This window comes from Microcoleus sp. D3_18_C4, from assembly GCF_036702355.1.
Taxonomy (GTDB): domain Bacteria; phylum Cyanobacteriota; class Cyanobacteriia; order Cyanobacteriales; family Microcoleaceae; genus Microcoleus.
The window spans coordinates 24971-47052 of sequence record NZ_JAUBTF010000034.1 but is presented as its reverse complement, the minus strand read 5'-3'; the positions used below and the strand labels follow the sequence as shown (position 1 = coordinate 47052).

Below are 22082 nucleotides of genomic sequence, written 5' to 3'. Positions count from 1 at the left end.
TTGGTGGAAAATCTAGCTAAACAAACCCGAAATCCCGTTGACTGCTATTGCTCCCGCCAAAGCCGAAACAACCACAGAAGTCAGAGCCGTACCGAACAGCCACCAAGCAGCAGTTGCTGCGGCTTCGCGCGCATCTTCTGCTTGCTGCTTGGTCTTGTTTTTGAGCTGTTTAATGCGTTTTTTGGCTTCATTTTGCAGGCGTTCTGAACGCAATAAAACGCTGTCCCGGGCTCCTTCCATTTGGTCAACAATTCGGTGAGCGTCTGTCTCGGAAATATCGGAACGAGAACTCAGCAGGGCAACTAAAGTACCGCGATCGAACTCACCTAAACGCTCTTTAATCGCGTCAAATCCTGCCTGCGGGTCATCAAACACTTTACGCAAGTCCCGCTTGATGCCTTCGTAGTTGAGTTCTGGTCGATCGAGCGAATTGAGGTAATCCCGGATTTTCCCGAAAATACCATCCATTGCTGACTGGAACTTGTCCTGAACCATTTGAACTTGTTCGACAATTTGGTTGCGGACAGATTCAATTTGGTCGGCAATTCTGTTAGCTTCCTCGGACGAGATGTCTTCCCGCTGCGACAGCAATGCTACCAGAGTCGATCGATCGAAGTGCTTCAGGCGATCGCCCAAACTTTGCATCCCTATTCCCGGCTCACTAAACAGCAACTGCAAATCGCGTTTGATGCTTTCAGGATTGAGTTCTTCCTTGTCCGTATTCCGCAAGTAATTTTCCAAACTGCCTTGGAAATCCCGGACTGTTTTCTGAGCGCGAGATGCCAAGCGGCGGGGCGATTTCACGATGCTGCGAATCGAATCTTGCACGCGATCGATCGTCCGATTGATCTGTTCTTCGCTCAAATCTTCCCGCTGGGACAGCAACTTGACCAAAGTTTCGCGATCGACCTGAGAAAGTCTATCCCGAAGTGCCAAAGCACCCTCTTTCGGATTTTCAAACAATTGAGTTAAATCTCGATTGATGCCTTCTGGATCGAGTTCTTCCAGGTTTGTATTCCGCAGGTACTCGCCAATTTTTGCAGTAACTTCCTCGTACTGTTGCTTAGCTCTATCTGCCACCATTTGCGGCGCGTGGATAATGTTATCGCGCACAGATTCGATCCGGTCGATAGTCTGATTGATCTGTTCTTCGCTGAGGTCTTGGCGCTGTGACAGCAACTGCACCAGCGTATCGCGGTCGAATTGAGACAAGCGTTCTCTCAGCGCTTTAAATCCGGCTTCCGGGTCGTTTAACAGCGTTTGAAACTCGCGCTCGATAGCTTCAGGATTGAGCTCTTCCTTATTAGTATTGCGGAGATAGTCTTCTACCTTTTGTCGCAATTCTTGGGCTTTCGATTGCGCTTGCTCTTGCAATTCTTGAGCTCTAGAAATCACGCGATCGCGCGAACTTTCGAGCCGCCCAATTAACTGATCGGCTTCCTCTGGACTGAAATCTTCCCGCTGACCGAGCAACTGCACCAAAGTATCGCGGTTAAACTGCGAAAGGCGATCGCGCAAAGCTTCAAAACCAGCATCGCGATCTTCCAAAAGCGCTTGGAAATCCCGTTCGATACCTTCAGGATTCAGCTCATCTTTGCCAGTCGAGCGCAAATAATTCTCAATCCGGCTCCGCAAATCTTGAGACTGTTCTTCACCAGCAGCATCTCGCACAATTTCCAACACTTCTTGGCGGACACCTTCAAGCTGTTCGGCAATTTCCGTCACCTGTTCGGGAGCAAACCCTTCGCGGCGACCCAGAATCCCTACAAAATAATCGGGATTAAACAGCTCTAACTGGCGCAAAACAGCCCCAGGAGAGGCTTCCGGGTCGTAAATCACATCCCTAAATTCCTGCTTGATTGTCTCCCGGTTGAGATGCCACGGTTGGGCATTCATCAAGTAGTTTTCTACATCAGCCTTAGCTGTATTGAAAGGCAGCGCCGGCACTTTGTCGCCCACCTTAGAAGCTAAAGATTTAGCTTGTTCCGTCCCTTTGGCTGTCAGTTGCTGCAACTGACCAGAGATTTTTTCAACATCCAAATCAGACAAATCCGTCCGCGACAAAACAGTGCCCACAAGAGCTTCCACGCCCAACTGCATCGCTCGCTTCATGCCGCTGCTGGATTCCGATTTGTTTTCCCGAGTTTCCAGAATTTGAGACAGCTTGGCGTTGAGTTCGTCAGACTTCAGCAAATCCGGAGCCGCAAACTTGAGAAAATCAACCAACTCTAAATTCGGGTCTTTCTGCTCTTGCTGCTTGCCAAATGTTTGCTTCCAAACGCCTTCGAGTTGGTCAGCAATTTGAGTTATTTCCTCTTGAGAAAAGTCGGTGCGACTCTTAATTAAATCCACAAAAGTCTGACGGTTAACATTCTTCAGAACGTCGCTTCCCGCAAGAGATTTGATATCTGCATCGCCCAGCAACTTTTCAAATTGACCGCGAATTTCCTTAATATCTAGTTTCGGTAACTGCAAAGAACCCACATAATCTTGCAGTGTTTCGCGAATGCTATCCGGGTCTACCGCCGAACTCAATTCGCGGCGGACAGCGGCAACAGATGCCTCTACAGTATTGACCATTTGGTCGCTGGCCATCTTGCCGCCGATCGCAGCACCAGCAGTACCCATGAGCCCTTGAACGCCTGAAAAAGCAGTTTTTATCAAGGAACCGATCATGGAACCGACGGCGCTAGAACCGAGCCACACCAGGGTTAAAAAGTACGCAGCCCAGATTACCACACCAATAATTGCCGCTCCGTCTACGCTGGCAATTGAAGTTAGTTTGACGGCCAGAAAACAAGCCAAAAATAAAGCCAGGTTAACCGTGACTAAAATCCAACCCCCGACTAAACCTTCGATTTTCCGAACTTTACGGCCTATACTTTCCGACTCATCATCATCGTCATCGTCGGGTAAAGCCTCGTCCCAATTTGAGATTTTGGCAGCGATCGAGAAATTTGTCAACAGGAATTGGAAGCCGAAAGCCATAATAACTCCGGCGATTAATGCCACGAAAAACTGCGGGCTTAAAAACATCAGGCCTCCGATATCGGGGTGGTCAAATGGCACATCCATTTCTACTGGCATTTGTACTGGCATTTCTACTGGCATTTGGCCCCTATTGACTTGGGGAGTGTACAGCGACATTAATAACTCGCTTTGAAACATAATTTCCCTCCTAAGTTTTTATGCCTAACTCGGCATAGCGAAAAGAGTCCCCAACTTTTTTATAGGGGATTTTGTAATCTTTAGATGATGGTTTGTTTTGGTTCAGCTTTATCTTACGGAAAGCCTTATTAGTGAAATTGAGATGAGTAGTAAATCAGTTCTCTAGTTATCTCATCCTTACTGCTTATTATGGCTGTGGAAGCTAAAAAATAAATCCGTCTAAAGTCAGAAATCAGTCTTTCTAGGGCTAATAGCAGCAGAGTTCGCATAAAAGTGGCAAGTTTGAGGCTGGGGCGATCGCCACCAATTATCTATAGTAGTAAACTGAGATTCGGCGCACCCTACATATCGTAGAGTGCGCTAGTGAGTTAGGATTTCGTTGGATTTTCAGGCTCAAAACGAGCTAGTAATTGCGATCGATGGAGCTGCATACTCAGTCGCGCTATCTCAAGAGGTTCTAGTTGAATCAAAGGCTCAATAATTTGGGCTAATTCTTCAGCAATATTGCCAAATCTTACTTGGAATATACTCTCAACAAACTGGCGTTTACTTTGCTGAATACCTTGCTGACTCGCATCTTCAACCCGTTGCAAGTAGAGAGTAGACAGTTGCATAATTAACTCCCGATCTTCTCGATATCTAATAAATAGTCTAGTAATATTGGGCGCACCATACAGATTGTATGGTGCGCTGCTGGGTTAGGATTACGGTTGATTTTTTTGTTCAAAATGAGCTAGCAATTCAGAGCGATCGAGCTGCCTAATTAGTCGCGTGCGGTCGAGGGGTTCTAGCTGAATCAAAGGCTCGATTATTTGAGCTAATTCTTCATCAATTTCGCCAAATTTTACTTGTAGCATACTCTCAACCATCAGGCGTTGAGCGCGCTGAATACCTTGCTGAATACCTTGCTGGATACCGCGCTGAGTTGCATCTTCCAACCGTTGCAAGTAGAGGGGTGACAGTTCCATAATTAACTCCCGATCTTCTCGATCTATGTCTTGGCGGACTTCTAAAATAGTTCGCAAGTTGTACAACAATTCTAACGCATTCAACCGAAAGACATTATCTGAGGGTAATTCTCTCAATTCGGCAATAGCTTGCTTCTGCACGTTTCCCTTCCCCAAAACTCTCAGCCACAGTGTTTCTGGAGTGCGGGGGAGTTGGTGAATGGCAATAATCGCTGCTTTCAGAGACGCACCCAGAAAATAAACTCCACTTACGCAATTTTCCGGTTCGGGAATCGCTCGAAATCCAGCTAGCATCGTATCGGAAACAGTCGGCGACAGTATCCAGAGTTGGGGCAAGTCTGCCTCTGCAATCCGGGTATTTTCTCTAGCTGCGGCGCGTTCAAATTCGCCGTGGATATCGAAGAGTTGGCCCAGACAACTGCGAATTTCTCCGATTTGGACTGGGCTGCGGAAGGGTTCAAATACAGCGGGTTTTGCTGCGATTTGACCCAGAATGCCGAGGGCTGTTGCTTCGACTTCCGGTTCTGCTTTCGGGGAAAATAAAACGTCAACCTGCCTTACTTCTCCAGCAACATCCCGGCTGGTTTCTACATTACCGAGAGGGGTTAAGAGTTCTTTCAAATACTGTTTAGCAAATTGGTCGTGGATGAATCTAGTCATGATAATTTTTAGCTATCAACTGTTTAAAAACCTCGCCATCAACTGTCAACTGTCAACTGTCAACTGTCAACTGTCAACTGTCAACTGTTTGCAGCATTTACCCTCACAGTTGCGAAGGCTGCGAATACAGCCGTACTCCTCGAAACGTTGACTATGTTTGCGAACAGTAGGATAGGCAAGCAAATGTAAAGGAATTCCGATTATTTTGTAAAGCAATCGACCAGCAGCATGAACAATATCCCAAATTTCGCTTAAATTAGGTTCTCGAACAAATTCTCCTATTTCATCTTTTAAGGCAAGCCACTGAGATTGCACAGTAGGAGAGTGACAATTATCAAATACTGCCATACCTTTTTCGTAGTTTTGCCAAATTTTATTCATATATTTAATCAAATCCGCCTCACGTCTGATAATATCAGAAGTTAATCTGAGATTACAATCATCCGGTATTTTAAGGAAATCAGCCATGCGACTCTCTCAAATGCTTTTTGTTACCCTGCGCGAAGACCCGGCAGAAGCAGAAATTCCCAGTCACAAATTATTACTCCGTGCCGGATACATCCGGCGCATCGGTAGCGGAATTTACGCTTATCTACCTTTAATGTGGCGAGTTCTCAAAAAAGTATCTCAAATTGTCCGCGAAGAAATGGACGCTACCGGCGCTCAAGAATGTCTCCTCCCGCAATTGCAACCGGCCGATTTGTGGCGGGAATCCGGTCGCTGGGACACCTACACTCAAGCTGAAGGTATTATGTTTGCCATGACAGATAGGCAGCAGCGAGAATTGGGACTGGGCCCAACTCACGAAGAAGTAATTACTACAATTGCTAAAGATATGATTCGTTCCTATCGGCAATTGCCTTTACATCTTTATCAAATCCAAACTAAGTTCCGCGATGAAATTCGCCCGCGTTTCGGGTTGATGCGCGGTCGCGAATTCATTATGAAAGATGGCTATTCTTTTCACACTAATGAAGAAAGCCTGAAAAAAACTTATCAGGATATGGCTCAAGCTTATAGCAATATGCTGCGCCGATCGGGCTTGCAATTCCGAGCAGTAGATGCTGATTCTGGAGCAATTGGTGGCTCTGGTTCTCAAGAGTTTATGGTGTTGGCTGAAGCGGGAGAAGATGAAGTTCTTTATACTGAAGATGGTCAGTATGCAGCTAATGTGGAAAAGGCTGTATCGATGCCTGCTGATGCTGAACTGTCGCCATTTGCAACTTTTGAAAAGCGGGAAACGCCGGGAACTGAAACAATTGATAAACTTTGCAAATTTTTGAAATGTTCTCCGACGCAAGTTGTCAAAAATGTGCTTTACCAAGCTGTTTACGACAATGGCATGACTGTTTTGGTATTGGTAAGCATTCGCGGCGACCAAGATGTGAATCAGGTAAAGTTGCTGAATGAGTTGACGAAGTTAGCGGGCAATTATCAAGCTAAAACTGTTTTATTTTTGACTGTTCCCGATGCGGAAGCTCAGCGGAAATGGGTGGCTAAATCTTTACCTCTCGGTTATATGGCTCCCGATGTTGCTGATGATTATATCGCTGGCAGCAAGGATGTAAACTCTAAGTTTTTGCGTTTAGTCGATCGCACTGCAGTTGACCTGACAAACTTTGTCACCGGTTCAAACGAATCAGGATACCACGTTGTCGGTGCTAATTGGAACAAAGAATTTCCTCTACCAGCAACGGTTGTGGGTGTCAGAACAGCCAAAAAGGGCGATCGGGCAGTGCACAACCCCGAACAAACCTTGCAAAGCGCCAGAGGCATCGAAGTCGGCCACATCTTCCAATTAGGAACCAAATACTCCCAAGCAATGGGCGCTACCTACACCAGCGAACAAGGCGAAGAAATGCCCTTTGTTATGGGCTGCTACGGCGTCGGCGTGTCGCGGCTAGCTCAATCGGCCGTAGAACAATCCTACGACAAAGACGGGATAATTTGGCCAGTGGCGATCGCCCCGTATCACGCCATCATTAGCATCCCTAATATTTCCGACGCCCAACAAGTAGAAGTCGCCGAAAAACTCTATGCAGAACTCAATCAATCTGGCATTGAAACCCTACTAGATGACCGCGACGAACGAGCCGGAGTTAAATTCAAAGATGCTGATTTAATCGGCATTCCCTATCGGATTGTTCCGGGCCGTTCGCTGAAAGCAGGCAAAGTTGAAGTCGTGGAAAGAGCAACTCACAAATCCCAGGAAATTCTCATTGATGAAGTGAATTCTACTTTAAAACAGTGGATTGAAGCCGCCATCAACTAAGACTTTTTAACCCGTAAGGTGCGCGCTAGGCGCACCTACATTTAGGATCGCAATGTGCGCGGTGTACACCTACATTAGCTCCCATCTTGGGAGCATCTCAATGAAAGCAGCCCAGCTAGAAATTGGACTTTGGAGGCAGGATACAGGAGGAAAGAGTCAGAAAGAAGGAGCCAGAAGAAGTGTTTTTATAAATATGAGATTCTCCCCCCTCTTCCCCAGGGCTGTTCCATTCTTTGTAGGGGCAATCCCCCCGTGGTTGCCCCGATTGCTGAAACACCCATTCGCTCGTTGGTAGAGGGGGTAGGCACGGGGAGTAGGGGTAGCACTACCCCTACAAAATGATGTTTTTGGTGAGAATGAAACAGCCCTGCCCTCTTCCTTCTTCCTTCTTCCTTCTTCCTTCTTCCTTGAGATGTGAAATTATCTAAAACTTAAAACTCGGTATGAATCTGAACCTAAATCAGTTTCTGCGATTCCCTCAATCCCGAATTGGGCGGTACTTGGCCCAAGTAACTGTCGTTGCTGTTGCTTACGCCGTGGGAGCGAGGCTAGCAATTTCAATTCAAGGTGTCAATCCTTTTGCTGCCTCGGTGTGGCCACCCGCAGGAATTGCACAAGCTGGACTTTTATTGTTTGGGAGTAAAGTCTGGCCTGCCATAGTTTTGGGCACATTTTTGCTCAATTTGGTTAACCCAAATGAACAAATATTCGTGGTTTGGCTGGGAGGAAACGCCGGGGCGATTCTGCAAGCTGTTTTTGCAGTAACTGTCCTGAGCTGGTTCCGGTTTCGTCCCTCTATCGAGCGCTTGAAAGATGTAATTAATTTAATCTTGTTTGGCGGTCTAATTGCTACTCAAATCAGTTGCACTATTGGGGTGTTTTCTCTATATTTAGCTGGGAAAATAGAGTGGAGTGAATATTGGTCTGCTCGATGGAATTGGTGGTTGGGAGACACAATGGGAGTTTTAATTATAACTCCCTTAATTTTAATATTTATTCGTCCTCAATTGGCAGGAGATCGTTTAAAAATACAAACAGAAACAAAGAAAAATTATTTAATTGAGCGAGGAGTATGGTTAATATTATTAATTGGGGTGAGCTGGCTGGTCTTTGAGTCGAAACAAGAAGCTTCTATTTCTCGTTATCCCCTGGAATATTTGCCGTTTCCTTTGATAATGTGGGCGGCGCTTCAATTCGGTCAGCGAGCCGCTGTCCTAGCATCGTTTATTGTCTCAATCATCGCAATTTTTGGCAGTTCTCATGGAGGGGGGCCCTTCACAGCCAAAGCTGACAATATTAATCAGGCTATCTTATTTTTGCAAGCTTTTATGGGTGTAATTACGATTACCTCGCTCTTATTGGCAGCGACAGTAGCTGAACGCACATCAGCAGAGTATTCTCTGCGGGAGAGCGAAATTAAGTATCGAGAATTGGTAGAAAATGCTAACAGTATTATTTTGAAAATGGATGCTGATGGCAATATTATTTTTTTTAACGAATTTGCCGAAAAATTCTTTGGTTACAAGGAGGAAGAAATTTTGGGAAAAAATGCCTTGGGAACCATTATTCCACAGACGGACATGGAAGGGAATAACTTAGAGTTGGTTTATAGTCAACTTTTACAAAATCCCGATCGCTTTACCAGCTATGAGAATGAAAATATCCGGCGCAGTGGCGATCGCGTTTGGGTATCTTGGGCAAATAAACCGCTGGTTGATTCAGCGGGCAAACTTTTGGGCATCCTCTGCATCGGGACAGATATCACCGATCGCCGAAAAGCTGAAATAGCGTTGCAAAAGCTTAATGAAAAGCTGGAAATCCGAGTTGAAGAGCGGACAAATGCCCTGAAACAAAGCGAAGTTCAGCTACAAAAACAGAAATCGGCATTAATTGATTTAGCCAAAAATAAAGCGCTGAATCAAGGCGACTTAACAAAAGCGCTTCAAGAAATAACTGAAACTGCTAGCCGTACTCTGGAAGTTGCCCGATCGAGCGTCTGGCTGTACGATCACACTAAATCCAAGATGGAGTGCCTAGATTTGTTCGATCGCACTCTCAACCAACACTCACACGGTTTGAAATTAGCAGCAGCAGACTATCCTGTCTATTTTCAAATACTGCGAGAAGAACGCGCAATTGCTTCCTTTGACGCGCAAAACGATTTTAGAACTAAAGAATTTGCGGAATCTTACCTAATTCCCTTGGGCATCACTTCTATGCTAGATACGCCGATTCAAATAGGCGGAGAAACAGCAGGAGTTCTCTGTTTAGAACACGTAGGAATGCCCCGCTTTTGGACGATTGAAGAACAAAGTTTCGCTGTTTCTCTAGCAGACTCTGTAACTTTCGCAATGGAAGCGCGAGAACGCCAGCGGGCTGAAGAAGCGCTGCGGCAAGCTGAAGAAAAATACCGCAGCATCTTTGAAAATGCGATCGTCGGCATTTTTCAAACTACCCCAGATGGGCAATATCTCAGCGCCAATCCTGCTTTGCTTCGCATTTACGGTTACAGTTCACGCGAGGAATTGGTCAGCACATTAACTGATATTAGCCAACAGCTTTATGTTGACTCCGATCGCCGCGCCGAAATTGTCCGCTTAATAGAAGAACAAGGCAAAGTATCGGATTTTGAATCTCAAATTTACCGCCGAGATGGCAGCATAATCTGGATTTCAGAAAATACTTATACCGTGCGCGATTCCTACGGAAATTTGCTTTATTACGAAGGTACTGTTCAAGACATCACAACTCGCAAAGAAGCTGAAGCAGCTTTGCGCTTAGAACAAGAAAAATCCGATCGTCTCCTGTTAAACGTTTTACCACAACCCATTGCCGACAGATTAAAACAAGACCAAAGCATCATCGCCGATACTTTTGCCGAAGTAACAGTATTATTTGCAGATATAGTCGGTTTTACCCAAATTAGTTCCCAAATTTCTCCGCCAGAATTAGTTTCCTTGCTTAACGACATTTTTTCCACATTCGATCGCCTAGCAGAAAAGCACGGATTGGAAAAAATTAAGACTATTGGCGACGCCTACATGGTAGTAGGAGGGCTGCCGATGCCCCGCAGTGATCATGCAGAGGCGATCGCCCAAATGGCGATCGATATGCAGCAGGCAATTACTACTTTCAGTAATATCCACAATCAAGATTTTAACATCAGAATTGGCATTAACACCGGCCCAGTTGTCGCTGGAGTAATCGGTATTAAAAAATTTATTTACGATTTGTGGGGAGACACCGTTAACACTGCTTCCCGCATGGAATCTCACGGCTTGCCGGGGTGCATTCAAGTCACCTCTGCAATTTATGATATATTGCAGGACAAGTATGTATTTGAAAGTCGCGGCGCGATCGAGGTTAAAGGCAAAGGCGAGATGAACACTTACTTTCTTACAGGCATCAAGTTAGAGCCGTAAGGAAAAAGATCCTTCGGATTCGGTCCGGATAAAAAGAAGGAAGAAGCAAGAAGGAAGAAGCAATATAATAACTCATCTTTCAGCAATTAAGAACCTCCTAATATTTGGTCGCGGTTACTATAGTTAAAAATATAACACTCAGTATGAAACCCCCAAAAATTCAGTTTCTGCGGTTCCCTAAATCTAGAAAGTGGCAATACTTAGCAAAAGTAGCTGCCATTGCTTTTGCTTACGCTGTGGGAGCAAAAATAGCTGTTTCAATCCCAGGCGTAAATACATTAGGTACGTGCGTCTGGCCACCCGCAGGAATTGCACAAGCTGCACTTTTATTGTTTGGGCGGCAGGTGTGGCCTGGAATAGCTTTAGGCGTCTTCTTTTTCGATATTTTTAACCAAAAAGTCTCCTTGATAAGTGGATTAATATCTGCATTAAGTGCTTGTATGCAAGCTTTCATCGCATTTAGTTTGTTGCAGAAACTCAAGTTTCGCCCGTCACTAGAACGGCTCATAGATGTAGTAAACTTAGTTTTCTGCGGTGCTGTAGTTGCCACTCAAATCAACTGTACTCTCGGCACGCTACGCCTCTGTGTAACTGGTTTAGTTGACTGGAGCGAATATTGGCACATTCGGTGGAATTGGTATCTGGGAGATACATTAGGAGTTTTAATTTTTACTCCCATGCTGTTGATTATATACAACCACAAACCAGCGCCCAGCCCGTCACAAAATACAGCTTCTAAAACAATTCTAAATCGTATAGGTGCCGGAATATGCCTGCTGTTATTAGTAACAGTCAGTTGGCTAGTCTACAACTCCAAAAGTGAAAGTAATCTCTCCGGTTATCCCCTCGAATACTTGCCATTTCCCTTGGTAATTTGGGCAACCATTCAATTCGGCCAGGGTGGGGCTGTTTTAGCATCTTTCATTGTATCCAGTATCGCAATTTGGGGCGGTTCTCAGGGAGGTGGCCCCTTTATTGCAAAAGCGGAAAATATCAATCAGGCAATCTTATTTTTGCAGGCTTTTATGAGCGTAATTGTAGTTACATCGCTGCTGTTGGCGGCGACAGTAGCGGAACGCGCCTCTGCTGAGGATTCGCTGCGGCAAAGCGAAATTAAGTATCGGGAATTAGTGGAAAATGCTAACAGCATTATTTTAAAAATAGATAGGCGAGGAAATATTACTTTTTTTAACGAATTTGCACAGAAGTTTTTTGGTTACGATGAAAAAGAGATAATTGGCAAAAACGCCGTGGGAACAATTATTCCCCAGAGAGATACAAGAGGAAATGACTTGGCAGCAAAGTTGAGAGATATTTTGGAAAACCCAGAACAATATACGCGAAATGAAAATGAAAGTATCCGGCGCAGCGGCGAGCGGGTTTGGGTATCGTGGGCAAATAAACCGCTGTTTGACGCGGCAGGAAAGTTCGCGGGAATGCTGGCAATCGGTACGGATATCACAGAACGCAGGCGGGCTGAAATGCAGCTTGTAAAGCTGAATGACGAGTTAGAGTTTAGAGTGAAAGAACGAACTAATGCTCTGAATGAGACTTTAAGTGCACTGCGAGTTCAACAGGAACAATCAGAACGCTTGCTGTTGAATATTTTGCCTGAAGAAATAGCGAATCGGTTGAAGCGGGGAGACAGTACGATCGCAGACACTTTTGCTGATGTTACTGTCTTATTTGCGGACATAGTAGGCTTTACTCAACTCAGTTCGCGAGTTTCTCCAACGCAATTAGTTGCCTTGCTGAATGACATCTTTTCGACATTTGACAACCTAGCAGAAAGGCACGGTTTGGAAAAAATTAAGACGATTGGCGACGCTTACATGGTAGTTGGAGGGCTGCCCATGCCCCGCAGGGATCATGCAGAGGCGATCGCAGAAATGGCTTTGGATATGCAGCAGGCAATTACTGACTTCAGCAATACCCACAATCAAGATTTCAGCATCAGAATCGGCATTAACAGTGGCCCGGTTGTTGCCGGAGTTATTGGAATTAAAAAATTTATTTACGATTTATGGGGAGACACCGTTAACACTGCTTCCCGCATGGAATCTCACGGCTTGCCGGGGTGCATTCACGTAACAGAGACAACTTATCAGCAGTTGCGAGAAAAGTATTTCTTTGAAAACCGTGGCGCGATCGAAGTTAAAGGCAAAGGTCAGATGACTACTTATTTACTGCAATGCCGAAAATAGCTTTAGTAAAGGTTTTTCTCTAAAAATAAGGGCGATCGCACTCTCAAATGTGCGATCGCCCTCATTTTAATTTAGCCAAGTTTTTTAAAGCTTGTACAGGTTAATTCCAGCTTCCTTCGCCATGATTTCCAAACCCTTGTGTTGCAAGGTTTTAATTGCTTTTGTAGAAAGGTGCAATCTTACCCAGCGCTTCTCCTGCGGCCACCAAACCCGCTTCCACTGCAAATTGGCGTCTTGCAATTTGTGAGTGCGGTGGTGCGAGTGAGAAACTGCAAAACCGTTATTCGCCTTCTTTCCCGTTAGCTGACATTTCCGTGACATATTGCCCTCCAGATTACCGTTTTTTTGCGTGCAGCCTTTTATTATACCCGAAGGAAGAAGGAAGAAGGAAGAAGGAAGAAGGCTTGACTTATCCCTTTACCAATAGAAATAAACTCTTACTCCCCCCCTTAGCAAGGGGGGGTTGGGGGGGTTAATTACATTGCACGTTCAGTCAATTTTGTCAACACTTGATTCGATCGCTCGACAAAATCCTTCATCCCTTCAGCATCGAAACCCTTCTGGGCCATCAAAGCCAAGTCGTAAACGTGGTGACAAATCATACTCGCCAACTCAGCCGACGGAGACTCCCCGCCGCCTTGAATAATCGCACCCTGACTCAAACTCGCCAGATTTTGAATCAGCGGGTGAGACGTATTCACCAGCAAAACGTGGTCTTCGGGGAATTCGGCGGCTTGCTGCTGCAAAAGCGCCGTCATATCCCGCATCCGGCGCAAAGCTTCCGGCAAAAGTACGATCGCAGGTGGCGTCGCCTCCGCAGAGTCAGACTTCAAAGCTTCTGTGCGAATGTTCACTTTCGGCTTATTGAGAGCTTTTTGGAACATTTCTTTAACTTGTTCGCTGCGAGTTTTATTCGTCGCCGGATCGACAATTTCCGCTTCTTTCTCTTTGTCAATTAGCGTTTCGTCGATGTCGGAATCAACCCGCGAGAATTTGACATCTGAGTGTTCTCGTTCCAGGAAGCTGATAAAGTGCGTGTCGATGAAAGAATCCATAAACAGCACTTCTAAACCTTGGCTTTTGTGCATTGCCACGTAAGTTGCTTGAGAGGCAGGATCGGTACAATAAAACACGCGATTTTCATGGCGTTTTTGATTGCGTTCCAAATACTCTTTCAGCGTCGTGTAAGGTTGCGTCGAAGTAGAAGTTTCCGACTTCGGAGTCACATCCTGCCACAAATCTCCTTCCTCACTTTGCACCTGAACTTCGGGCGTTACAGTTTCTGGCTTCTCGGCTGTTGGTTCGTAGGTGCTGCGGTAGATTAAAATATCTTCGACTTGCTTTTTGAACTTGTCATCGTTGAGCGTTCCGAACTTGACAAAAGTGCCGATATCTTGCCAGCAGCGGATGTATTCATTACGGTCGTCGCGGTAGAGTTCTTTCAGGCGATCGCCCACTTTTTTCGCAATATAATCAGCGATTCTCCGCACAGTGCGATTGCTTTGCAAAGAACTGCGAGAAACGTTCAGCGGAATGTCGGTACTGTCAATAACGCCCCGCAGCGGCATCAAGAATTTCGGGATAATTTCTTCGCAGTGGTCGCTGACAAAAACCTGGTTGCAGAATAGCTTAATATTGCCTTGGGTAACATCGACATCCGGGCGCAGTTTTGGAAAATAAAGAATCCCGTTGACAATAAAAGGATAATCTGTATTCAGGTGTACCCACAGCAGCGGCTCGTCTTGGTACGGATAAAGGTGGCGGTAAAGTTCTAAGTAATCTTCTTTTTGCAAATTACTGGCTGATTCCCGCCAAATTGCTTTGTGCTTGTTGAGTTCCTCTCCCTCAAATTTGATGGGAACTGGCATGAAATCGCAGTAAGTTTTGATTAACTGCTTAATGCGACTGGGTTCTAAATATTCTTGTTCTTCGTCTTGGAGGGTAAGAGTAATAGTAGTGCCGCGTTCCGTGCGGGAAGATTCTGATAGTTCAAAAGCGGGAGACCCGTCGCAAGACCAGTGTACTGCTTGGGAGCCTTCTTGGTAAGAAAGAGTATCAATCTCTACTTTCTTCGCCACCATGAAAGAAGAGTAGAAACCTAGACCGAAGTGACCGATGATTGCGTCGTCGCCGTTGCCTTGGTATTTTTGAATAAATTCTTCTGCGCTGGAGAAAGCGACTTGGTTGATGTATTTTTTTACCTCATCGGCGGTCATGCCGATGCCGTTATCGGAAATTGAGAGGGTTTTGTTTTCTTTGTCGATCGCTATGGTGATTTGCGGTTCGCCCATGTCGCCGCCGTATTCGCCGGAACGAGAAACCATTTTGAGTTTGGCAATGGCATCCACTCCGTTAGAAATTAGTTCCCGCAAGAAGACTTCGTGGTCAGTATATAGCGACTTCTTGATAATCGGGAAAATATTCTCGGTATGGATGGAGATTGTTCCCTGTTCTAAAACTGTCATAATTTTTCTCTCTGATGACTGCTAATTGCTGAGAAATAGCTATTTAATGATTTTCGGCGATCGTGCTCTCTTCTGCAAAAGGGATTACCACAAAAAGATGATTCGGTTTTCCCCACATCTTGCACAATTCTCAATCAGCCTTTGACGGGCGGGCAGGATGCCCACCCCACAACAAGAATCACTCTTTGTGGAACAGGCCGGAAAGCCTGTTCTTGAGCATGGTGCAAGATGTCAGTTTCCCTCACATAGTAGCTCACAAAGGCAACCGCAGCAGGAAAGTAGCGCCCTGCCCCAATTCGCTGCTGGCGCTGAGGCTGCCACGATGTGCCCGGGCAATGGTTTGGGCGATCGCCAATCCCAGTCCCGAACCGCCGGTATGGCGCGATCGATCGCTATTGACTCGGTAAAATCGATCGAATATTCGCTCTAAATCTGCCGCGGCGATCCCAATACCGGTATCTTGAACCTGAACGATCGCCTCGATGTGATTGCAATCTAAAATAACTGTTACTTTCCCGCCCGCCGGAGTGTATTGAATGGCATTAACAATTAAATTAGCAACTAAGCGATAAAGTTGGTCGGAATTGCCGACAACATTTAATTGCTGCTGTACGCGCATTTCGGATGTTAGGGCTACCTTTGAGGCGATCGCCAAAGCTGCCAATTCCTCTACTAAATCGCTAACAAGGTCATTCAAACAACACAATTGAGGGCGATCGCGTATCACTTGATTATCCATGCGAGCCAGCAGCAGCAAATCAGCCACTAACTGAGTTAACCGTCGGTTTTGGCGCTCTACAGTTCGCAAAATTTCCCGCGCTTCTTTTTCATCCAATTGAGGCATCAACAGTGCTGATTCTACTGTCGCCTGCGAAGCCGCTAAAGGCGTCCGCAATTCGTGAGCAGCATCCGCTGTAAACTGTTGTATTTGTCGGTAGGAAGAATAAATTGGTTTCATGGCTAATCCTGCCAATAACCAACTAGAAAAGCCGATCAGAATCAATGCTGTAGGTAATCCTAATTTCAAAACCCATTTCACTGTACTGAGATAATCATTGAAGTCTTGCAGGCTCCGCCCCACTTGAAAATATCCCCAATCTTGCTGTGTTTGGGTGTGGAGCTCTACAGAAATTTGGTGATAAACATTACCTTTGTTGTCAGTTATTGTTTGCCAGTATTGGGAGTTAAATTCGGCTGGCAATTCTTTGGGATAAGCGCCAGCGGTAGCAATTAATTTACCCGAATAATCAAATAAACGAATATAGTAATAGCCTTGGTTGATAGCGCTTAAAATATGGCGACTTGGCAACTGTTCTTTAATGCCTTTAACTCCCATTAGGCGGAGGTTGGGCAAAAGTTCGTTTACTATTGGCTCCAAGCGTCCGGGCTGCTGCAATTTGAGTTCTAGGCTGTCGTGTAGCGTCCCCGCTACCGATTCTAATTCGCGGTCTATGGCTACCCAGTGAGCGTGGGCGATCGCCTTGTATACGCCAAATCCCAGCAAGCTTAAAATCAAACCCATTACTGCTGCATAGGAAATGGCTAATTGCCAGCGAGTTCGGTTAAATAGTTTATTTTGATTCACCTTTCATATCTTGCTAGTAATTGGTAATTGGTAATTAGTTGAAGATGATATTTTTTTTATCTACCGCAGAGGGCGCAGAGAACGCAGAGGAGGATAAAAGAGATAATAAGCTTAAACAATAAGGTTTCTGAACCCCGTACCTAATTCCTAATAAGATAAAATTTCTCCGCCAAATAATACATTTTTTATATTTGACTGTCATGCCACATTCTCATTTTTTAGGAGTTCTGCATATTCGCTTATTCCAAGTTCCGCAAGTTGTCGGTCTTCTTCGGCAAATTCGCCGTAGAGTGCAGCTAAGTTAGTTTCATCGATTGCTGGAATAGTAGCTAATCGGGCACGGAATGTTAGGAAGGCAATAAATTCAAATACTTGTTTGAGTTGTTCTAGATCGAGCTTTTCTAACTCTTGTTGGATTAAATCTTTCATAGCAGTCATTTTGACGATAGAATTTTCTATATTATAGCCAGATACTGGAAACGAGATATAATCGGGCCGCTGTTGCCCCTACAGCTTTAATTTCTCATGCGGTATCCGACGCCGTGTACAGTTTCAATTAAATTCGTGCCGCCAACAGACTCAAGTTTTCGCCGCAGCAAGCGCACTTGAGCTGCTACCACATTGCTAAAGGTATCTGCACTCGCCTCCCATAGCTGATTCCGAATTTGGTCAGTGGTGATAATTTGGTTGGGATGTTTCATAAAGTATTCTAGAAGTTGAAACTCTTTCTTTGTTAGATCAATTATCTGGTTGTTGCCACTTCGATCGAGATGGCACACAGTTCGATTTCCGCAGTCCAAAACCAGATTTCCTACCTGTAGCTGTTGCGGTTGAATTTGGGGCGATCGCCTTTGCAAAGCCCGCAATCTTGCTAATAGTTCCGCCATGCCAAACGGTTTAACTAAATAATCGTCAGCCCCGGCGTCTAGTCCCGCAACTTTATCTTCCATTCGGTCTTTTGCTGTTAGCATCAAAACTGGCAGAGCGCTATTTTTAGCACGCAATCTCCGCAGCAGTTCCAATCCTGACAATCCTGGTAGCAACCAGTCAAAAATAGCCAGGTTATATTGCATCCAGTGACTGTCTAAATATTCCCAAGCTTCACTGCCATCCAAAGCCCAATCAACTATATATTTTTCCTGCTTTAAGGTTCGCTCGATCGCTTTCCCTAAATCGGGCTCATCTTCAACTAGCAAAACTCTCATAACTCTAATTTATAGCGGTAAATCCTTATACATTGTTAGCGCTCGGCAGCATCTACCCCAACATCTAACCTCACATACTGAGATGAAATCAGCATGAAATTTTATGACCGAAACTAATTGGATCGCAAGCCCCCGGATTGATTCCAACGCACAGGCTGACTGACGGGAATAAATCTAAAATCTACAATCTAAAATTGATTGACTTCGCAGAAAAAGATCACAGTTGACAATAATTGACAACAAGCTGGAAATGTCTTATACTCAAACGCAATCAAAATTTTGAGAATATTTTTCAATAAGTATGACAGATTTATCCGATCGTCCCGCCATGAAAAAGCCGGGGCGCTGGAGTCGCCGCCAACTGCTACAGCTAGGAATAGCTGGGGCTGGGGTAGCGGGCGGCGCGATCGCACTTCAACATTTGACTCGCAAACCGACATCAGTTGCGAGAATACCGCCCATGCCCGCAGATGCACTCGCCGTAAGCAATATCAACCCGATGCAAATTGCGCGGGATTTTGATTACGGCACGGTGACGCGCGAAAACGGGCGCACAGTTCGGGAATTTCGCCTGGAAGCTAATACTTCGATCGTCCAACTTAACAGCGCCGTCACTTTCAACACCTGGAACGTGAACAATCGCGTGCCGGGGCCGACATTGAGGGCCACTGAGGGCGATCGAATCCGCGTCATTTTTTATAACAAAGCCGGAGATTCTCATTCGCTGCACTTTCACGGCGTTCATACCAGCGAAATGGATGGCGTTAAACCAGTGAAACACGGTTCGGTATTTATTTATGAATTCGATGCCAATCCCTACGGAGTGCATCTATATCACTGTCATATTGAACCCGTAACTCGCCATATAGGTAAAGGACTCTATGGAATGTTCATCATCGATCCGCCAAAACCCCGCCCTCCCGCCGATGAAATCTTGTTAATCATGGGAGGATACGACGTAAACGACGACAAAAAAAACGAGCTTTACGCTTTTAACGGGTTGCCCAATTATTACATGAACAACCCGATACCTATTTACCAAAATCAGCTAATCCGGCTCTACGTTCTCAACATGATTGAGTATGAAGCGGCAGTAACTTTTCACCTGCACGCCAACTTTTTTGACGTATATCGCACGGGAATGACTTTGACTCCCAGTGAAAGAACCGATGTCATCACAATGGGAGTAGCTGAAAGACATATTTTAGAATTTACTTACGGCTATGCTGGAAAATTTATGTTTCATCCCCATCAAGATGCGATCGCCGAAGCTGGCTGCATGGGGGTATTTGAAGTCATCACTTAAACCAAATTCTGCTACCAGAGTGGGGCGATTCAAATAAAGTATGAAATTATTTGACAAGCTCGATCGCAAATAGGTAGAATGAATAGCTCACAAATAATTGAGAATTATTCTTAATAACTTGTGAGTCGAAAAGCACATAACGTAAAAATTAGCAACTGCCATGTTACAATCCTTTCGCTTATTACCGACCGCCACGGCTACAGCCATCCTCGTTGCTCTGGCTGGTTGCGCTTCCACCCCCACGGCCAGCAACACCGACAGCAGCGCCTCACCCGTTGCTACAGCCAGTCCCGCATCCACAAGCGGTCACAGCATGAACCACGGCGGCAAAGGCGGCATCAACATCAATACTGCCATTCTTTCAGAGTTAGATAAACTCGAAGCCAAGTTAGGAGTACCGGCACTTTCTAACAAAATTCAAGCCAGCCGCCCTTACGGAAAAGTCGAAGAATTGGTTTCAAAAAATGTCATTACTCAAGCCCAATTCGACCAAATAAAAGACTTGGTAACTATTGAAAATGTGGTGCTGACAGGCGAACCCAAAGATGTAGACTACATGACTAAACTTGGCTTGATGAAAGGGCATCTTTTCGTAGCCCAAGAACTATTGGATCAAGGCAAACCCGACCAGGCAGAACCACACATCGGGCATCCAGTCGAAGAAATTTATGCCGATGTGGAAGATCAGCTAAACGATCGTAAAATTCCTGAATTTAAGACTACTTTAATTAAATTGCAGGATTTAGTTAAAGCGGGTGCAAAAGATCCGGCTCAAGTGAAGGCGGAATTTGACACATCAATGCAAGCAGTTGACGGAGCAATTGCCGCCCTTCCCGAAACCCAGCGCAAAGATCCGAAATTCGTGCTGCAAGTGATTAACGGCTTGCTAGATACAGCTAATTCCGAATACGGAGCCGCAGTTGCTAACGGCAAAATTTCCGCAATTATTGAATATCAAGATTCGCGGGGTTTTGTCATGTACGCGGAAATGCTGTACAAAGATATAGCCGAGCAAGTGGCTAAAACCAGCCCGGAAATTGACAAAGCAATTGTGGCTAACATGACAGAACTGAAGACAAATTGGCCAACGGCGATCGCACCCCCCGCCCCCGTCAAAACCACCGAACAAGTCAACCAGCTAGTTAAAACCATCGAAAGCGACAGCCAAAAAGTTCTCAAACCCGCCTCTTAAAAAAGTTAACTGAAACCACGGTAATTGGTAAAAAGATTACCAATTACCTCCCGATATTACCTCAACTAAAAAAATGAATTTTGGCGAAGCATTGCCCACATTTGTAATTACTCTCCGCGAAGGAGTCGAAGCCGCCTTAGTTGTCGGAATCGTTCTCGCTTGTCTCAAAAAGTCGGGACAAAGTTATTTAAGTCCTTGGGTTTTCGGCGGTGTTGGCGTTGGACTGATTGCCAGCGCTTTGATAGGTGTACTTTTCGGCTGGACTATTCAAATTTTGTCCGCATCCAATCAGCCTTTTGCACCGATTATGGAGTCGCTGCTAGAGGCAATCTTTGGGCTTGTGGCGATCGCAATGCTGAGTTGGATGCTGATTTGGATGACCAAGCAAGCGCGATTTATGAAAGCCGAAGTCGAAGGCGCTGTGAGTGCCGCCTTAACGCACAACTCTCATGCCGGTTGGGGCGTATTTAGTTTAGTTTTTATTGCCGTTTTGCGCGAAGGGTTTGAAACTGTTTTGTTTGTCGTCGCCAAGTTTCAACAAGGCATTATTCCAGCCCTCGGCGCTTTGGGAGGAATACTTTCAGCAGCCGGACTTGGTGTCCTGCTGTTTAAATGGGGAGTCAAAATTAATATCCGCCTGTTTTTCAAATATATGGGCATTTTATTGCTCTTCATTGTAGCGGGTTTAGTGGTATCTACTTTGGGATTATTTGACAGCGCGGTGAATATTTTATCGCAAGCAAATCGCGAGTCAGCAGGGATGTGTTTCTATTACGAAAGATTTACTAAAATCCACTCCTGCATTCTCGGGCCGATGGTGTGGAATACCTCGAAATTGCTTCCCGAAGAAAAGTTTCCCGGTTTGTTGTTGAGTGCGCTGTTTGGCTACACGGATAAGCTCTATGTCGTGCAGGCGATCGCCTATTTGATATTTTTAGGTACTGTCGGTGGCATCTACTTCCAAAGTCTGGCAGGTAGAGTTTTCTTCCCATTCAAAAAAACTCAGGTAACGAAATAGGAAATAAAGTGCGATCGAAACGCGATCGGCTTGTTAGTGGAAATGCAGAAGGCAGTTGTTTGTTGCTAATAACTAATGCGCCCCTAACTTAGAGCGCATTAGTTATTAGCTATCTATTGATTGAAGGTAAAACGACCGTCAACTTTTTCTCCGTTAATATCCGCAGTCACTTTCACGGGATAACTTCCTGCATCTTTGCCGGGAAACACCACAGCGTAATGTTTGCCCTCAGCATCATACTTGAGAGCTAGGGTTTGCTGCTTTCCATTCGGCAACTGCACTTGAGCCGTCACTTTGGCGTTAGGAACTGGTTCTTTTTTCTCCCCTTTTTGCAAAAATAAATCTAAATGAGTTCCGGTAGCTTCTTTTTCCGGTACAAACTCTAAATAGTAAGCTCCCGACTTTACAACTTGCCCCCCTTGAGTTGCTGTTGCAGGAGCAGTGGCGGGAGGCGAAGACGCAGGTTGAGAGGCGACAGGAGGGGAGGCTGGAGTGGTATTTGGATCGCTTGCTTGGTCGCCTTTACTGCAAGCTCCCAAAAACATCAATCCGACACTACCTAGAACAATTAAATTTGACTTAAGCGATTTCATTTGTTTGACTCCTTGCTGACTGAC

The 22082-nt window shown here is 45.3% G+C and carries 16 protein-coding genes; 6 read left to right on the top strand and 10 right to left on the bottom strand.

Annotation, left to right across the window (positions count from 1 at the left end):
• Nucleotides 1-12: 12 nt before the first annotated feature.
• The 4 genes from QUA90_RS17660 to QUA90_RS17645 form a co-directional block, all read right to left on the bottom strand.
• Nucleotides 13-3168, bottom strand: a complete 3156-nt coding sequence (locus QUA90_RS17660) for an MFS transporter (RefSeq protein ID WP_333446807.1) — start codon at nucleotides 3166-3168, stop codon at nucleotides 13-15.
• A 368-nt stretch (nucleotides 3169-3536) separates the two neighbouring features.
• Nucleotides 3537-3782, bottom strand: coding sequence for a hypothetical protein (locus QUA90_RS17655; protein ID WP_333446805.1), 246 nt, complete (start codon nucleotides 3780-3782; stop codon nucleotides 3537-3539).
• Nucleotides 3783-3872: 90 nt separating this feature from the next.
• Nucleotides 3873-4796, bottom strand: coding sequence for a hypothetical protein (locus QUA90_RS17650; RefSeq protein WP_333446803.1), 924 nt, complete (start codon nucleotides 4794-4796; stop codon nucleotides 3873-3875).
• A 66-nt stretch (nucleotides 4797-4862) separates the two neighbouring features.
• Nucleotides 4863-5264 (bottom strand): hypothetical protein, encoded by a 402-nt coding sequence (locus QUA90_RS17645; RefSeq protein WP_333446801.1) that lies wholly within the window; start codon nucleotides 5262-5264, stop codon nucleotides 4863-4865.
• On the opposite strand from QUA90_RS17645, the gene proS reads away from it, so the two are divergent.
• The 3 genes from proS to QUA90_RS17630 all read left to right on the top strand — a co-directional run bounded on the left by proS (nucleotide 5263) and on the right by QUA90_RS17630 (nucleotide 12694).
• Complete coding sequence (proS, locus tag QUA90_RS17640) at nucleotides 5263-7068, top strand: proline--tRNA ligase (RefSeq protein WP_333446799.1); 1806 nt, start codon at nucleotides 5263-5265, stop codon at nucleotides 7066-7068. The genes QUA90_RS17645 and proS overlap by 2 nt on opposite strands.
• 443 nt (nucleotides 7069-7511) lie before the next feature.
• Nucleotides 7512-10490, top strand: coding sequence for an adenylate/guanylate cyclase domain-containing protein (locus tag QUA90_RS17635; protein ID WP_333446797.1), 2979 nt, complete (start codon nucleotides 7512-7514; stop codon nucleotides 10488-10490).
• Between the two features lie 143 nt (nucleotides 10491-10633).
• A complete protein-coding gene (locus tag QUA90_RS17630) occupies nucleotides 10634-12694 on the top strand; it encodes an adenylate/guanylate cyclase domain-containing protein (protein WP_333446796.1) in 2061 nt (686 codons plus the stop codon).
• Between the two features lie 84 nt (nucleotides 12695-12778).
• On the opposite strand, the gene rpmB is transcribed toward QUA90_RS17630, so the two are convergent.
• The 5 genes from rpmB to rppA form a co-directional block, all read right to left on the bottom strand.
• The gene (gene rpmB / locus QUA90_RS17625) at nucleotides 12779-13015 is read right to left on the bottom strand and encodes a 50S ribosomal protein L28 (protein ID WP_006634309.1); all 237 of its coding nucleotides are present in this window, start codon (nucleotides 13013-13015) and stop codon (nucleotides 12779-12781) included.
• 155 nt (nucleotides 13016-13170) lie between these two features.
• The gene (gene htpG, locus QUA90_RS17620; protein ID WP_333446794.1) at nucleotides 13171-15159 is read right to left on the bottom strand and encodes a molecular chaperone HtpG; all 1989 of its coding nucleotides are present in this window, start codon (nucleotides 15157-15159) and stop codon (nucleotides 13171-13173) included.
• Between the two features lie 253 nt (nucleotides 15160-15412).
• Nucleotides 15413-16744 carry a two-component system sensor histidine kinase RppB gene (gene rppB, locus QUA90_RS17615; protein ID WP_333446792.1) on the bottom strand — a complete coding sequence of 444 codons (1332 nt, stop codon included), beginning with the start codon at nucleotides 16742-16744 and terminating at the stop codon, nucleotides 15413-15415.
• Nucleotides 16745-16942: 198 nt separating this feature from the next.
• Nucleotides 16943-17182: a hypothetical protein gene (locus QUA90_RS17610; protein ID WP_333446790.1), complete on the bottom strand. Its 240-nt coding sequence runs from the start codon at nucleotides 17180-17182 to the stop codon at nucleotides 16943-16945.
• A gap of 77 nt (nucleotides 17183-17259) precedes the next feature.
• Nucleotides 17260-17949, bottom strand: a complete 690-nt coding sequence (gene rppA, locus QUA90_RS17605; protein ID WP_333321656.1) for a two-component system response regulator RppA — start codon at nucleotides 17947-17949, stop codon at nucleotides 17260-17262.
• Nucleotides 17950-18250: 301 nt separating this feature from the next.
• On the opposite strand from rppA, the gene QUA90_RS17600 reads away from it, so the two are divergent.
• The 3 genes from QUA90_RS17600 (at nucleotide 18251) to QUA90_RS17590 (ending at nucleotide 21465) form a co-directional block, all read left to right on the top strand.
• Nucleotides 18251-19255 carry a multicopper oxidase domain-containing protein gene (locus QUA90_RS17600; RefSeq protein WP_333446788.1) on the top strand — a complete coding sequence of 335 codons (1005 nt, stop codon included), beginning with the start codon at nucleotides 18251-18253 and terminating at the stop codon, nucleotides 19253-19255.
• Nucleotides 19256-19415: 160 nt separating this feature from the next.
• Nucleotides 19416-20447, top strand: a complete 1032-nt coding sequence (locus QUA90_RS17595) for a helix-hairpin-helix domain-containing protein (protein ID WP_333321660.1) — start codon at nucleotides 19416-19418, stop codon at nucleotides 20445-20447.
• 73 nt (nucleotides 20448-20520) lie between these two features.
• Nucleotides 20521-21465 carry an FTR1 family protein gene (locus QUA90_RS17590; protein ID WP_333321663.1) on the top strand — a complete coding sequence of 315 codons (945 nt, stop codon included), beginning with the start codon at nucleotides 20521-20523 and terminating at the stop codon, nucleotides 21463-21465.
• Between the two features lie 113 nt (nucleotides 21466-21578).
• Here QUA90_RS17590 and QUA90_RS17585 read toward each other — a convergent pair whose 3' ends face one another.
• Nucleotides 21579-22058 carry a hypothetical protein gene (locus QUA90_RS17585; protein ID WP_333321665.1) on the bottom strand — a complete coding sequence of 160 codons (480 nt, stop codon included), beginning with the start codon at nucleotides 22056-22058 and terminating at the stop codon, nucleotides 21579-21581.
• Nucleotides 22059-22082 lie beyond the last annotated feature (24 nt).

Excerpts from the sequence above, each read along its gene's own strand:
- QUA90_RS17585 (WP_333321665.1), bottom strand. The coding sequence starts at position 22,058 with ATGAAATCGCTTAAGTCAAATTTAATTGTTCTAGGTAGTGTCGGATTG.
- htpG (WP_333446794.1), bottom strand. The coding sequence starts at position 15,159 with ATGACAGTTTTAGAACAGGGAACAATCTCCATCCATACCGAGAATATT.
- QUA90_RS17600 (WP_333446788.1), top strand. The coding sequence starts at position 18,251 with ATGACAGATTTATCCGATCGTCCCGCCATGAAAAAGCCGGGGCGCTGG.
- QUA90_RS17650 (WP_333446803.1), bottom strand. The coding sequence starts at position 4,796 with ATGACTAGATTCATCCACGACCAATTTGCTAAACAGTATTTGAAAGAA.
- QUA90_RS17635 (WP_333446797.1), top strand. The coding sequence starts at position 7,512 with ATGAATCTGAACCTAAATCAGTTTCTGCGATTCCCTCAATCCCGAATT.
- rppA (WP_333321656.1), bottom strand. The coding sequence starts at position 17,949 with ATGAGAGTTTTGCTAGTTGAAGATGAGCCCGATTTAGGGAAAGCGATC.
- QUA90_RS17645 (WP_333446801.1), bottom strand. The coding sequence starts at position 5,264 with ATGGCTGATTTCCTTAAAATACCGGATGATTGTAATCTCAGATTAACT.
- QUA90_RS17590 (WP_333321663.1), top strand. The coding sequence starts at position 20,521 with ATGAATTTTGGCGAAGCATTGCCCACATTTGTAATTACTCTCCGCGAA.
- QUA90_RS17630 (WP_333446796.1), top strand. The coding sequence starts at position 10,634 with ATGAAACCCCCAAAAATTCAGTTTCTGCGGTTCCCTAAATCTAGAAAG.
- rpmB (WP_006634309.1), bottom strand. The coding sequence starts at position 13,015 with ATGTCACGGAAATGTCAGCTAACGGGAAAGAAGGCGAATAACGGTTTT.
- QUA90_RS17660 (WP_333446807.1), bottom strand. The coding sequence starts at position 3,168 with ATGTTTCAAAGCGAGTTATTAATGTCGCTGTACACTCCCCAAGTCAAT.
- QUA90_RS17595 (WP_333321660.1), top strand. The coding sequence starts at position 19,416 with ATGTTACAATCCTTTCGCTTATTACCGACCGCCACGGCTACAGCCATC.
- proS (WP_333446799.1), top strand. The coding sequence starts at position 5,263 with ATGCGACTCTCTCAAATGCTTTTTGTTACCCTGCGCGAAGACCCGGCA.
- QUA90_RS17610 (WP_333446790.1), bottom strand. The coding sequence starts at position 17,182 with ATGACTGCTATGAAAGATTTAATCCAACAAGAGTTAGAAAAGCTCGAT.
- QUA90_RS17655 (WP_333446805.1), bottom strand. The coding sequence starts at position 3,782 with ATGCAACTGTCTACTCTCTACTTGCAACGGGTTGAAGATGCGAGTCAG.